General features: G+C 40.1%; 13 protein-coding genes. 6 read left to right on the top strand and 7 right to left on the bottom strand.

Translation table 11 applies throughout. The annotated features are described in order from the left end of the window. Positions 1-692: 692 nt before the first annotated feature. The 3 genes from H5232_RS20000 to H5232_RS19990 all read right to left on the bottom strand — a co-directional run bounded on the left by H5232_RS20000 (position 693) and on the right by H5232_RS19990 (position 2,327). Positions 693-1,172, bottom strand: coding sequence for a YchJ family protein (locus tag H5232_RS20000; RefSeq protein WP_149982847.1), 480 nt, complete (start codon positions 1,170-1,172; stop codon positions 693-695). A gap of 40 nt (positions 1,173-1,212) precedes the next feature. Then, positions 1,213-1,647: a SulA-like leucine-rich domain-containing protein gene (locus H5232_RS19995; RefSeq protein ID WP_182739938.1), complete on the bottom strand. Its 435-nt coding sequence runs from the start codon at positions 1,645-1,647 to the stop codon at positions 1,213-1,215. A 224-nt stretch (positions 1,648-1,871) separates the two neighbouring features. Further along, positions 1,872-2,327, bottom strand: coding sequence for a sel1 repeat family protein (locus H5232_RS19990; protein ID WP_182739939.1), 456 nt, complete (start codon positions 2,325-2,327; stop codon positions 1,872-1,874). 127 nt (positions 2,328-2,454) lie between these two features. Here H5232_RS19990 and H5232_RS19985 point away from each other — a divergent pair, with 127 nt between their 5' ends. Further along, positions 2,455-3,747 (top strand): NCS2 family permease, encoded by a 1,293-nt coding sequence (locus H5232_RS19985; protein ID WP_182718438.1) that lies wholly within the window; start codon positions 2,455-2,457, stop codon positions 3,745-3,747. Positions 3,748-3,769: 22 nt separating this feature from the next. Here H5232_RS19985 and H5232_RS19980 read toward each other — a convergent pair whose 3' ends face one another. Beyond that, complete coding sequence (locus tag H5232_RS19980) at positions 3,770-4,528, bottom strand: hypothetical protein (protein WP_149982843.1); 759 nt, start codon at positions 4,526-4,528, stop codon at positions 3,770-3,772. Positions 4,529-4,845: 317 nt separating this feature from the next. Here H5232_RS19980 and cysB point away from each other — a divergent pair, with 317 nt between their 5' ends. Further along, complete coding sequence (cysB, locus tag H5232_RS19975) at positions 4,846-5,823, top strand: HTH-type transcriptional regulator CysB (protein WP_145241047.1); 978 nt, start codon at positions 4,846-4,848, stop codon at positions 5,821-5,823. A 59-nt stretch (positions 5,824-5,882) separates the two neighbouring features. On the opposite strand, the gene H5232_RS19970 is transcribed toward cysB, so the two are convergent. The 3 genes from H5232_RS19970 to pabB form a co-directional block, all read right to left on the bottom strand. Beyond that, the gene (locus H5232_RS19970) at positions 5,883-7,259 is read right to left on the bottom strand and encodes an L-serine ammonia-lyase (protein ID WP_145241045.1); all 1,377 of its coding nucleotides are present in this window, start codon (positions 7,257-7,259) and stop codon (positions 5,883-5,885) included. Between the two features lie 99 nt (positions 7,260-7,358). Continuing rightward, the gene (locus H5232_RS19965) at positions 7,359-7,952 is read right to left on the bottom strand and encodes a CoA pyrophosphatase (RefSeq protein ID WP_246175607.1); all 594 of its coding nucleotides are present in this window, start codon (positions 7,950-7,952) and stop codon (positions 7,359-7,361) included. A 5-nt stretch (positions 7,953-7,957) separates the two neighbouring features. Beyond that, entirely contained in the window at positions 7,958-9,304 is a 1,347-nt protein-coding gene (pabB, locus tag H5232_RS19960; protein ID WP_182831390.1) for an aminodeoxychorismate synthase component I, read from the bottom strand. Between the two features lie 165 nt (positions 9,305-9,469). Between pabB and H5232_RS19955 the strand changes: the two genes are divergently transcribed. From H5232_RS19955 to H5232_RS19940, 4 genes are all read left to right on the top strand, one after another. Next, on the top strand, positions 9,470-10,996 hold the full coding sequence (locus tag H5232_RS19955) for a fumarate hydratase (protein WP_145241038.1): 1,527 nt from the start codon (positions 9,470-9,472) through the stop codon (positions 10,994-10,996). 401 nt (positions 10,997-11,397) lie between these two features. After that, on the top strand, positions 11,398-12,438 hold the full coding sequence (locus tag H5232_RS19950; protein ID WP_182718436.1) for a Glu/Leu/Phe/Val dehydrogenase: 1,041 nt from the start codon (positions 11,398-11,400) through the stop codon (positions 12,436-12,438). 93 nt (positions 12,439-12,531) lie between these two features. Further along, positions 12,532-13,167: a CatA-like O-acetyltransferase gene (locus H5232_RS19945; RefSeq protein WP_182739940.1), complete on the top strand. Its 636-nt coding sequence runs from the start codon at positions 12,532-12,534 to the stop codon at positions 13,165-13,167. Positions 13,168-13,341: 174 nt separating this feature from the next. After that, on the top strand, positions 13,342-14,140 hold a 799-nt coding region (locus H5232_RS19940), incomplete at its 3' end, for a two-component regulator propeller domain-containing protein (RefSeq protein ID WP_310736890.1).

Raw genomic sequence — 14,140 nt, 5'->3', positions numbered from 1 at the left:
GTTTTGTTTTTATGCGTTTTAAATAAATATATTTAATTAAAATTAATGGGTTAGGTTTTTTTAATTATTTTAAAAAATATAAAAATAATAACGATTTATTTTCTAGTTTTTATTATAGTGTTTTTTGATACTTGAAATTTAGTTAACATTTGTTCCTTTATTGTTTTTTGATATGACTAGATATTTGCATGTTACGGGGCTGGTTCTAACGCAATATTGATATGCTTTATGGATGAGTTAGTTGTTTATAGGTGTTGTTGTGAAGTACTAGAGTATGTTGACCTTTCAGAATTAAAATTTGTTTAATCTAGGAGTGATTTAATCGTGACAAGAGGTTTTTAACCTAGTGGGCTCGCTACTGCTACCGCGTTATTCTACTGGCGGAAGTAATCTGAGCTTCGGATAATAAATCTATCTCCAGCGGCTATTTTTCAATGTTAACTGCGTTGAATTTATTTGTAATAGGCATGCTATTGACGCGTAAATTCGCCTTATTTTCCCTGAAAATTTTGGCTGGAGAGTAAAAGTAATATTAGTGCTATAAATCAATGCGTTAGAAAATACATGAACCAAAATTTAGGTTAAGCAACAAAGAGTTAATCGCACTTAGACAGACCACGTTGGCTTGCGAGTTTTTTGAATTTATGATTATTTATAAATACTTACGGTAAAAACTATACTCTAAGAAAGTGTTACACGCTGTGGCATTTTTTATATTTTTTACCACTACCACACGGGCACTCATCATTGCGGCTAATTTTTATATCTGCAACAGGGAAGATCTCACCATCGAGATAACGCCACTGGCCATCTTCTTTTATGAAGCTTGATTTTTCATGCAGTTGGCAAAACAAGTTTTGATAAAAATAGCTAACACAAAATTCAACACAACCAGTGTACTCTTGCTGATCTGCACTGATCACGGCTAATTTTATAAAGCGGCAACTATTAGCAAAATCGGCAATTTCTCTGAGTGGGTTTGCTGCTTGTTTTTCTTGTGCATAAGTTTGGTAAATATACTTAGCATTTTTTAAGGCATAAGCAACAAAGCGAGAGCGCATTAGTTGCTCTGGGCTTGTTGCTTGTATATTGCCTAAATGCAATTTTTCACAGCAATCGCTATAGCTTTGTTCGCTGCCACATAAGCAAAGACTGTCAGTGAGTGAGGTCATAATTAAAATACGCTTTATTAAAAAACGGCATTTTAACAGCTTATTGTGCTAATGCTATCTCTGTAGCTTGTTGGGTTTTAGTAAAACAGTATAGTTTTGCACTGGCTTGATCTAACTTTAATGACAGGTTAGCTATTTGATTGTCTCTCACAATGTCTGTCCAGGTGATCACCGCTGCAAAGTTACCGTTATGTAGTGCAGAATTTAGTACATACTCTAAATTAACCAGATGCTTTTGCCTGATCACTAATAGTTTACTGGTATCAATAGAACATGAATCGAGTAAAGCTTTACTTGGTACGTGATCCGGTGCAATCAGTAACGTCCATGCGTTTTTATTATTGTAATGGTGTAACACCTTTAGAAGTTCAAAAGTTGCAGATATCTCATCTTCTATCTGAATCAAATTTACTGATGCGCTTAAATTATCTTGTTGATAGCTTTTAACTGTTCTGATGGTAATTGGCTGTAACATAAGTTTCACTCACTGGTTGTTTATACAGTACTCATATACAGTAGTTTATACAGTGTTTGTGTGCAAGTGTTTTTTGCTATCTTTTTGAACGATTTTTATATTTATTTGATACCATCAGCTTTGGAAATATGCAGAAAATAAAATAATATTTTATAAAACAATATATTACTTAGTTACATTGAGGCGGCAATTGATTTTAATGAAAAGGGTAGATTAGTCCCTTTTCAAGGTGAGTTGGGGATCAGGTGAGCAAACTGCTGTTGGTGTATTTGCTCATACAGTGTTGCAGCATAACACTGGGCATCTTTAAAGCGGCGGGTGGCTAGATGTTTACGTAAATCAGTTAAGGCAGTTGCTGCAGGCTCATAGCCTTGGCTACTGGCTAAACTTAGCCATACTGCGCCATGAAAAACACTACTAGGTACGCCTTGGCCTTTGATAAAAAATAATCCGAGATAAAATTGGGCTCGCTGATTACCTGACATTGCAGCTAAGCGCATCCATTTAGCTGCGAGAGGAGGTTGATCATTTTTTAAATAATACAGGGCTTTATTAACAGTGTTATCAGGAGTATCAGCTTTAACCGCACTGTGTGGGGCTTTGCTCGGTTGGGTGATAAACGATAATACGTTTTCTAACTGTTGTTCTAAATCTAAGCCGATTGGCGAGGTATCTGTCATAGTGCCACACATATTATTGTTGTCATTTACCTGCTCAGTTTAGTCTAATATCAGGTTAATTGTCCTGTTATTCTTGAAATATATGATAAAATCACACAATTATTGTCATCTAAAATGAAACTCACTTATGCTCGACGCGTTATTTAAAATTAGCGACCACAACTCGACTGTGCGCCGCGAATGTATTGCTGGTCTCACTACCTTTATTACTATGGTTTATATTGTGTTTGTCAACCCTGCTATGTTGGCTGAAGCTGGTATGGATCAAGGTGCTGCGTTTGTGGCAACTTGTATTGCTGCCGCTATTGGCTGCTTTATCATGGGCTTTTGGGCAAATTATCCGTTAGCTTTGGCTCCTGGTATGGGGCTTAATGCCTTCTTTACTTATGGTGTTGTATTAGGTATGGGCTATACCTGGCAAGCAGCATTAGGGGCTGTGTTTATGTCGGGCTGTATTTTCTTGTTCCTGAGTTTGTTCAAAGTCAGGGAGTGGATAATTAATGCTATTCCATTGGTGTTAAAGCAAGCCATTGCAACAGGAATTGGAGCGTTCTTAGCGTTAATTGCGCTTAAAAATGCCGGGATCATTGTGGCCAGCCCTGCAACATTAGTGCAGCTGGGTGATATAACGGCTGCCGGTCCATTGTTGGCTATTTTTAGCTTTTTTGTTATTGCAGCGCTACTTTATCGTGATTTTAAAAGCGGTGTTTTGATCAGTATTTTATTAGTAACTGTGATCGCGCTAAGTCTGGGTTTGGTAGAGTATCAAGGCGTGATATCTATGCCACCTTCAATTGCGCCTACTTTTATGCAACTTGATTTTTCAGCGGCATTTGAGTTGTCAATGCTTAGCGTCATTTTTGCATTGTTGTTCGTTGATTTATTTGATACATCAGGCACTTTAGTTGCGGTAACTCAAAAAGCAGGCTTAGCGGACGAAAAAGGTAATATGCCACGTTTAGGACGAGCATTAAGTGCTGATAGTGCCGCAACCATTGCCGGTTCAGTATTGGGCACTTCGACCACAACCTCATATATAGAGTCAGTTGCAGGGGTGTCTGTGGGTGGCAGAACAGGACTTACAGCTGTGGTTGTAGGAATGTGCTTTTTATTGATGATGTTTTTTGCACCTTTGGCGAAAATGGTGCCAGCTTATGCAACTGCGGGAGCTATTTTATACGTGTCGGTGCTAATGCTACAAAACCTCAAGTTTGTAAATTGGGATGATATGACAGATGCCATTCCAGTGAGTGTGGTATTACTGATGACGCCGCTAACATTCTCCATTGCTCATGGCATTGCACTGGGCTTTATTTCTTATACAGCTGTTAAAGTATTGTGTGGTAAACGAGAACAAGTAAGCATCAGTGTGTGGATATTGACAGCGATGTTTGTGATAAAATTTGCGTTTTTATCCTAAGTTAATACAAAGAAAAAGTGGTTTACCACTTTTTCTTTGGTGCAAAAAGCACGTCTAAATCATCTTGTTCTTGCTCTGCTTTTTTCTTCAGTGCAGTTGCATTGGAGGCTTTAAGGTCGGTGCTTATTGCTTCTAAATAACCTTCGAGTTCTTGGCGTTTTGTAGTTATATAATCGTCGCTATAAGCTACTGCTGATACAGTTGCGTACGCTTTTTCAAAGTATTGGCGTGCAGAACCGACCATATTCGCAGAGCGCGCTGAGATACCTCGTTTAATCTGGCTTTCAATATTAATTCGTAATTGGAGCTTTTCTAAGCGCTTGTCTTCAGCAATAAAAATTTGGCTGTCTACTTTTCCTTTACCATGCTCTGAGCGAAGCACTGCACGTACTTTCTTGATACCTTGAATAAGTGCTATTAATTGCTTGTCGTTATCGGGTAACACTAAGTTTTCTGAGTTAGCGGTGTCGATTGAGTTCCCTAAACGTTCATTGGCTTCTTTTAAGCGATTCTTTAACTCTTTTGAATTAGGAGATAGCTGCACCATTGCTGCTAACGCATCATGAATACGCCGTTGCAGAATACGTAAAATATGTTCTGACATAGGTATGTTGGCGCTATTTACTAGAACATCTTCTGATTCTTCAATGATTTTTTTTTGTTTGGTTAAGTCTTTACGGCGTTCTGTTTCTTGTTTCTCTTTATGCTGTTGTACCGCACTGACCCAGAGGGCAATGACAATCAGTGCAACAATCAACATAATAATAATAGAAACGATCATGGTTTAGGTCTCAAATTTCACAAGCTAATAATTTTAATCTTACATTAAATATATGCTAACGGGATAGTTTTGCGCGGCTTATGTAAAAAAGAATTCACTTTCTCATCATTTATTACTATCTGCGTATGATATTTTTTCATTTTGCGCGTCAGCTCAAAAGATGGCTACCTCAAGACGAGGGATTATGCTAGCCTAAGCAAATAACCTTATAAATACGATTCCAGACAGCCTTTTTCTATTGTTAATCAGAAAAAACTTGGCTTGACGCGATGTAGCATTTATAAATAAGCAGTATAACTACACTAAAAAATGCAGCCATGAAATTACAACAACTCAGATACATCGTCGAAGTCCAAAATCATAAACTTAATGTTTCAGCAACCGCTGAAAGTTTGTTTACCTCACAGCCAGGTATTTCTAAGCAAGTACGTATGTTGGAAGATGAGTTGGGCGTGCAGATTTTTGGGCGAAGTGGAAAACACTTAACCCACGTTACCAGCGCGGGCACTGAAATAATTAATATTTCCCGTGAGATCCTTTCTAAAGTAGAGGGTATTAAGGCGGTTGCAAATGAGCATACATTACCTGATCAAGGTAAGTTGAATATTGCCACCACACATACCCAAGCACGGTATGCACTGCCAAGTGTGATCCAAGGATTTATGAAAAAGTACCCTGCGGTGTCATTGCACATGCACCAAGGTACGCCGCAGCAAATTTCTGATGCTGCTGCTCGAGGCGATGCTGATTTTGCAATTGCCACTGAAGCACTGCATTTATACTCTGATTTAGTAATGTTACCTTGCTATCACTGGAATCGCAGTATTGTGGTGGCAAAAGACCATCCACTAGCTAAAAAAGCAGAGTCGCTGACCGTTGCCGATATTGCCCAGTATCCACTTATTACTTATGTATTTGGTTTTACTGGCCGTTCAGAACTTGATAAAGCATTTAATGCGCAGGGACTTGAACCACACATTGTATTTACAGCAACTGACGCCGATGTGATTAAAACCTATGTACGCTTAGGTTTAGGTGTGGGTGTTGTAGCATCAATGGCGATTGATCAAATTGCAGATACCGATTTAGTGTGTATTGATGCAAGCCATTTATTTGAAGCCAGCACCACTAAAATTGGCTTTAGAAAAGGCAGCTTTTTACGTACGTATATGTATGATTTTATAGAGCGTTTTGCACCACATTTGACCAAAGAGCGGGTTGAGCGAGCGAGTTTACTACGTAATCAAGATGACGTAGATAAGCTGTTTGAAGATATAGAGTTACCGGTTAAGTGACTTTAATCTTTTGAAAACAAAAAAGCCGCATATTGCGGCTTTTTTAATGACTATAAAACTTAACACTCAATTATATTTACAGCTAAGCCACCGCGAGCGGTTTCTTTATATTTAGTTTTCATATCGTTACCAGTATCAAGCATGGTTTTAATAACTTTATCCAATGATACTTTTTGCTCGCCACTGCCACGAATAGCCAAACGCGATGCATTAATTGCTTTGATAGCTCCCATCGCATTACGTTCAATACACGGCACTTGTACTAATCCACCGACAGGGTCGCAGGTTAACCCTAAGTTATGCTCCATGCCAATTTCAGCGGCATTTTCTACTTGTAATACACTGCCACCGACAATTTCAGTCAGTGCACCAGCAGCCATTGAACATGCGACGCCAACTTCGCCTTGGCAACCAACTTCAGCACCTGAAATTGAGGCATTCTTTTTATACAGGATGCCAATTGCAGCGGCAGTTAATAAATAACGAGTTGCAATATCGCGGTCTATTTCTTTAATGAATGTGTGGTAGTACATTAATACCGCAGGTAAAATACCTGCTGCGCCATTAGTTGGGGCTGTAACTACACGGCCACCTGCAGCGTTTTCTTCATTAACAGCAAGGGCAAACAAATCCACCCAGTCCATTGCGCGTAGGGGGTCATTGCTGACTTCAATATTGAGCTTTAAGTACAGGCTAGGGGCGCGACGTTTAACTTTCAAACCACCAGGTAAAATTCCTTCGGTGCGCATACCGCGTTCAATACAGGCTTTCATTACTTGCCAAATATTGAATAGTTCATCTTTTATTTCATCTTCTGTGCGTAAGGTTTTTTCATTTTTCATCATCAAGCTTGATACGCTATAGCCTGACTCCTTACACATTTCTAATAATTCTTTGGCACTGCCAAATGGAAAGGGGGCTGGATTTTCTTCACGGACAGTGAGCGCAGCTTGTTTTTCGTTTTCAAATTCTTCATCGGTAACAATAAAACCGCCACCAATTGAATAGTAAACTTTACTATGGAGTTTTTCGTCGCCTTTAAAAGCAATGATCTCCATTGCATTTGAGTGTTTTGGCAAAGTTTTACGACGGTGGAATACAATCGCTCCTTGTTTTGGAAACTTTGCTTGATGCACTTGATTTAAGTGGATCACTTGTTCATTTTCAATTTTAGCGAGAATATCGTCTACTAAATCGGCATCAATGGTTTCCGGATCATAACCCGCAAGTCCGAGGATAACTGCTTTGCCTGAACCATGGCCGATACCTGTTTGTCCCAATGAGCCATATAGCTCAACTTTAATGCTGGTGACATCGGTTAACAAGTTTTGTTGTTGTAGTTCGTTAACAAATAAACGCGATGCGCGCATTGGGCCGACGGTGTGTGATGATGACGGGCCAATGCCAATACTAAACATATCGAATGCACTGATCATAATAACTTTACTCTACTTTTACTCAGCACGATTGCTGCCTTTGAACGGTCGCACATAATAACGCGTAATTGTACCCTTGTAACCCTTTGCAATTGAGATTTATACTGGTATGGCAAGCTGTTTTGTAAAGTTTTTAATAATGCTAGCAGTGGCTCCCCAAAGTAGTCCGTAAGGAGTTGAAAAACCTTGTAAAGTAATAGTTTTGCCAAAGCGATGAAAAGGTAAGGGTTGCCAATTGTTTACATCAGCGAGTGCGCTGACGGGCAGCAAAAAACTGGCGGCCACTTCATTTTGGTCTGCATGCCAATGTGTATCTGGGGCTAATACACCAACGAACGGTGTAATCGTAAAGCCGGTAAGAGTTGAGTAATCGCCTAATTGACCGATGACAGTGACATTTGATGGGGCGATATTTAGCTCTTCACTAAGTTCACGCAGTGCAGTATGGCGTAAGTTTGCATCGCTCAACTCATGCTTACCACCTGGTAAGCAAATTTCCCCAGGATGGTGATTTAAGAACATTGGGCGTTTGCATAGTAATATGTGCGCGCTGTTATCTATATCAATCAGTGGTAACATAACGGCACTGGCTCGTTGGGGACGTTGTTTAAAATGTCTCTTATCAGCTGGCTGTATATACTCATTGGCAGGCGCAGTTAGCTGAAAACGAGCCATAAGCTGTTTGCTATTCACACAGGTTACTTCAATAAAGGTAAGATTTTATTTACTTTATCGTAAGTTTCTTGGTATTCCAAATCCACTTGTGAATCAGCAACAATGCCGCCGCCAGCCCAACAATAAATATGTTGTTTGTGACACACTAAAGTTCGGATGGTAATACTGGTATCCATATTGCCACAAGCGCTTAAATAACCGATTGAACCACAGTAAATACTGCGCCGATGCGGTTCTAATTCTTCAATGATTTCCATCGCACGAATTTTGGGTGCACCGGTTATTGACCCTCCCGGAAAAGCAGCATACAACTGATCAACCGCAGTTTTATCGTCAGCTAACTTTGCTGTCACGGTACTGACTAAGTGGTGTACTGCAGGAAAACTTTCAATCGCAAAGAGTGACGGGACTTGCACGGTACCAGGTTTGGCAACTTTACCTAAGTCGTTGCGCAGTAAATCAACAATCATCACATTCTCAGCGCGATCTTTCGCTGAATTTTGTAATCGAGTTGCTTGTAACGCATCTTCTTTTTTATCAAGACACCGTGGCAGCGTTCCTTTGATTGGCTTGGTTTCAACCTGATTATCATTAATGGCAATAAAGCGCTCAGGAGAAATAGATAAAATAGCGCCATCAGGATGATTAATAAAACTTGAAAATGGTGCTTTGTTAGCTTCGCGCAAAGTACAATAAGCATGCCACGGTGAGCCTTGATACTGTGCTGTAAAACGCTGTGCTAAGTTAATTTGATAACAATCGCCACTTTTTAAATACCCCTGAATTCTTGCAAACTTAGCGCTGTATTGTGCGCGGCTCATATTTGATGACCAGCCTCGGGTGATTTCAAATGGCGAGGTAATTGGAGAGGCGTGAGCTAACTCCTGTAGATACATTGCTGATCTATCAACATCAGGCTGTGCGACATAAAACCAACTGTGCAGCTTTTTATCATAGATAAGTGCATCCAGATAGAGACCAATAGCTAGTTGTGGCATATCGATATCATCGATAGCTTGGCTGGGAAGTTTTTCAATGACTCGGCCAAGGTCGTAACCAAAATACCCGAGCCAGCCGCCACTAAAAGGTAGGTTAGGCTTAGTTTTACTGCTATCTAGAGTATTTAGCTGTGCTTTAATGATGCTAAAACAATCTTGTTCAGTTGCCTTGTCATCAATAAACGTGTGGTTATTTTTAACTTCGAGGCGCATTTTTGGTGCAATAGCAATCAGATCGTAACGACTATTTATATGGTCGCTGTTGGCTGAATCCAGCAGCACGGCATAAGGTAAATGGGCAAAATAGGCGAAAACCTCTAGGCAGTTGAGCGAAATGTCTAATTGAATACAGGTTTTTTGTTGCTTTATCATCTATTTTTTTACCCTGAAGAACTGGCTCGAAACGGGCTAGGAGGGTATCATAAGTTATAATTTTTTGGCAGCGTTTAGTGACGTTGCCTAAGCGCTGTACAAACCACCGTCACTGGTTTGGCCTAGTTTACGTGTTCTCACGTAAAGGTAATTTAAGGAACCCCTATGAGTACAATTCGTCAGCAAGACTTTATTGATAGCATTGAAGATGCATTGCAGTATATTTCGTTTTATCATCCACTTGATTTTGTTCAAGCGCTCGAAAAAGCCTATAACAAAGAACAAAGTAAAGCGGCAAAAGATGCCATTGCGCAGATTTTAATTAACTCGCGGATGTCGGCAGAAGGCAAACGTCCTTTGTGCCAAGACACAGGTATTATTACCTGTTTTGTGAAAGTAGGTATGGATGTTAAGTGGGACAAAACAGATTTAACCGTACAGCAAATGGTTGACGAAGGGACGCGTCGTGCTTATTTGAATCCAGATAATCCATTGCGTGCATCTATTGTTGCAGATCCTGCAGGTAGCCGTAAAAACACCAAAGATAATACGCCTTCGGTCGTGCACATTGATTTAGTGGCAGGCGGCAATGTTGAAGTAATGGTGGCAGCAAAAGGCGGCGGCTCTGAAAATAAAAGTAAAATGGTGATGCTTAATCCATCTGATGATGTGGCTGAATGGGTCGAAAAGACCTTGCCGACCATGGGCGCTGGTTGGTGTCCACCAGGCATGCTAGGTATAGGTATTGGTGGAACGGCAGAAAAAGCCGCAGTAATGGCAAAAGAATCACTTATGGATCCAGTTGATATCCATGAGCTTATGGAACGTGGCGCAGAAACCACCGAAGAGAAACTTCGTTTAGAAATATTTGAGCGCGCAAATAAGCTCGGTATTGGCGCACAAGGCCTTGGCGGTTTAACAACAGTGGTTGATGTGAAAATAAAAACCGCACCGACTCATGCGGCCTCAAAACCTGTGGTTATGATCCCAAATTGTGCGGCGACTCGCCATGTACATTTCACATTAGATGGTTCAGGTCCTGCAAACTTAAAAGCGCCAAAACTTGAAGATTGGCCAGAAGTCACATTTGAAGTGGGTGAGGGTACGCGTCGTGTTGACTTAAATACGCTAACTAAAGAAGATACGCATGAATGGAAAATGGGCGAAACAGTATTACTGTCAGGGACTATATTAACTGGTCGTGATGCAGCGCATAAACGTCTGCAAGATATGATCAATTCTGGTGAAGGGTTACCAGCAGGTGTTGATTTTGACAATAAGTTTATTTACTACGTTGGCCCAGTTGACGCGGTACGTGATGAAGCAGTGGGCCCTGCAGGTCCTACAACAGCAACTCGGATGGATAAATTCACTGACATGATGCTAGAAAAAACTGGCATAATTGGCATGATTGGTAAAGCGGAACGTGGCCCTGCAACAGTTGAGTCTATCAAAAACAATAAATCTGTGTATTTGATGGCCGTAGGTGGAGCAGCTTACTTAGTATCTAAAGCAATCAAAAAAGCCCGTGTAGTGGCATTTGAAGATTTAGGTATGGAAGCTATCTATGAATTTGAAGTAGAAGATATGCCAGTCACTGTCGCAGTGGATAGTGAAGGCGCAAATGCGCATACCCAAGGCCCAGCAATTTGGAAAGCTAAAATTGCAGAGTTAGACGCTAAGTTAAAATAAGTATTCGCTTTATTATGCGGTATTTGAGTCTTCTCAGATACCGCTTATCAGCTCTGACCAGTTGGATGTAAACCACCTAATCTCCCGCAAACACCCATCATTACTCTCTTGTTGCTGTTTATTGCCTTGTAATTTAAACTTTACAATAATATTCAAATTGACGTTCACGTAAACGTTATCATGCTATATTTTTAGTTAAGTTAATTAGCTATTCTAAAAAGTAACTTTTTTTGAATTTAAAATGTTTAAAATTGCGATAAATTAGCTTATTTATTACAGCGCCTGATATTGATAGGTTTTATCATCTCATATAGTGGCAAGCTGTAATATGAAGTGGTAGAGTCTCGGCAATTTCAGCGTGCATACCCTCTCACGGGTTACAAATTTCGGAGTAAGATAAAGTGGCTGTGTTCAATCGAGTTGATTTTGATAACCACGAACAAGTGGTTTTTTGTTCAGATAAAGAATCAGGCCTTCGTGCAATTATTGCCGTTCATAATACTAATTTAGGTCCTGCTGTTGGTGGTTGCAGAATGTGGGATTACGCAAGTGATGACGACGCTGTTGTCGATGCGCTTCGTTTATCAAAGGGTATGACCTACAAAAATGCGGTAGCACGTTTACCATTTGGTGGTGGTAAATCTGTGATCATTGGTAATGCCAAAGAAATTAAGTCTGAACAGTTATTCCGTGCATTTGGTCGCCAATTAGAGCGCTTAAATGGTAGTTACTATTCTGCTGAAGATGTAAACATCACCTGTGATGATGTGGCTATTATGAATAAAGAAACTAACTATGTATTAGGCCTTGAAGGTAAAAGTGGTAACCCATCACCATTTACAGCGTATGGCACATTTTTAGGAATTAAAGCGGCGTTACAACATCAACGTGGTCACCAAGACTTGAGTGGCATTAAAGTGGCAGTACAAGGCTTAGGCGCTGTTGCTTATGGCTTATGTAAACATTTGCATGACGCGGGTGCGACCTTGTTTGTAACTGATATCAACCAAGTGGCAATTGATCGAGTCGTGAATGATTTTACTGCGACTGCTGTAGGCATTGATGAAATATACGACCTTGATGTCGATGTATATGCACCGTGTGCACTTGGTGCAACAGTAAATGATGCGACTATTCCACGCATTAAAGCGACAATTATTGCTGGTTGTGCAAATAACCAATTAGCCGAGTCTCGCCACGGTGAGATCATTCGTGAAAAAGGTATTTTATACGCACCAGATTATGTGATTAACGCAGGTGGTATTATTAATGTTTATTATGAAACAGCGCCAGAAGGTTACAGTGCTGAGGCATCAAATAAACATGTTGAGGGGATTTTCAAAACCTTAACTGAAATTTTTTCGCGAAGTGAGAAAGAGCAAAAATCAACGCATTTGATCGCAGACGAACTCGCACAAGAGATAATCGAAAACGGTTTATAATAAACGCGTTTAGGCGTGCAATTGCACGCCTTTACATTATTCAGTAAATCCCTCACGATACGGTCATCCTGACTTGTATAGTTTTCTAAAGATATGACGCCCATCGATTTAGCCACATGGCCACGCCAACAACATTTCTCACTGTTTAAAGAGTTTACGCAACCTTATTTTAATGTATGTGTACAATTAGATATGGGGGCGCTGTATCAGTATTGTAAATCACAGCAATGCTCTTTTTTTCATGCCTATATCTATGCGACATTGCAGGCAAGCAATGCTTATCAACCAATGTTACTGAGGATCATTGACGGTGTACCTTGGCAACTAGCTGCTCAACGTGCCAGTGTTGTAGAGCTTGCTGATGATGATACCTTTAGGTTTAGCTATTTTTCACAACAAGCTACGTTTAACGACTTTCAAGTGCATGCAAATAAAGTTAGCTTAGCTGCAAAGCAACAGCCATTATTCTCAACTGCTTTTGCGCAAACCGAAGGTCAGACTGATTTGATCCATATTTCGGTTTTACCGTGGTTGAACTTTACAAGCTTCTCTCACGCACATACACAAGGTAATCATTTCGGCATTCCTAAATTAGTGTTTGGACAGTTTGATGCGCAAAAGGGGACATTGCCTATCTCAATAGATGTGCACCATGCATTGATGGATGGTTTACATGTAGCGAAGTTTATTGACCAGCTGCAGCAAAGCATAGACGCTCTGTGTGCTTAGCGTAGTCGTAAACGAATTGTGTTATTTAGTTAATGAAAATAAAACTCAGACTATGTTAGTATAATTCCTATACAAAAAATATAATGATAATTAACTACTAGTAAATCATTATCTATTTAATTTGCGTTAATGCTAAGTTGTTAGCTCGCCATAATTACGAAGGCGTTTAGTATAATGATTCGTTTAGGTCTTTGCTTTTTCTTTTTTGTTGTTTTTAGCAGCTTTGCTGCTGAGCAAACCCGTTTACCTCTTAATGACTACTTTGCCGAAACTTGGAATACCCGTTCTGGTTTGCCTCACAATAGTATCAATAGTGTGGTGCAAACAAATGATGGCTATATATGGATTGCCACATGGGAAGGATTAGCCCGATTTAATGGCCGTGAGTTTAAACTATTTACACGCACGGAAATAACTGGTTTACCAGATTCTGGTTTACGTAGTTTAGCCCCACAAGCTGATGGCGGTTTATATATCGTGGGTGCCCGAGGTGGGATCAGTCATTTATATCAAGGGCAATGGCACGCTAAGCCTAATGCCACTGCGATGGTAAATCATGTATTAAAAACACCTTCCGATGAAACTTGGTTAGCTCTTGAGGGCCAAGGTGTTGTATATCGAGAGTTTGATAGTGCGCCGGACACGGCGATTTTAGAAAACTTCAGTGCTTATCGCCTAATAGAAGACAAAGCCGGTATGATTTGGGCTGCAACCAGCAAAGGCTTGTATCAAATTAATAATAAAACAGCGCGATTAATTACTCCCGATTCAGGTTTACCACAAAGTCCAATATACACCTTGTATTTGACCCGCCAAGGTGAACTCATTGTAGGCAGTGAACAAGGCGCATGGAAGCAGGTGAACAACCGTTTTGTCAGTATTCATGCTCAGCTTAAAGATGAGGCTATCTCAAGTATTTTACAAGATGATCATGATGATCTTTGGTTTGGTACGATCAATAAAGGGGTGTTTC

This window comes from Pseudoalteromonas sp. SG41-5 (genome assembly GCF_014164495.1).
In the GTDB taxonomy this organism is placed as follows: Bacteria; Pseudomonadota; Gammaproteobacteria; order Enterobacterales; family Alteromonadaceae; genus Pseudoalteromonas; species Pseudoalteromonas rhizosphaerae.
The sequence above is the reverse complement of the archived record's forward strand: the minus strand, read 5'-3'. Positions and strand labels throughout refer to the sequence as shown.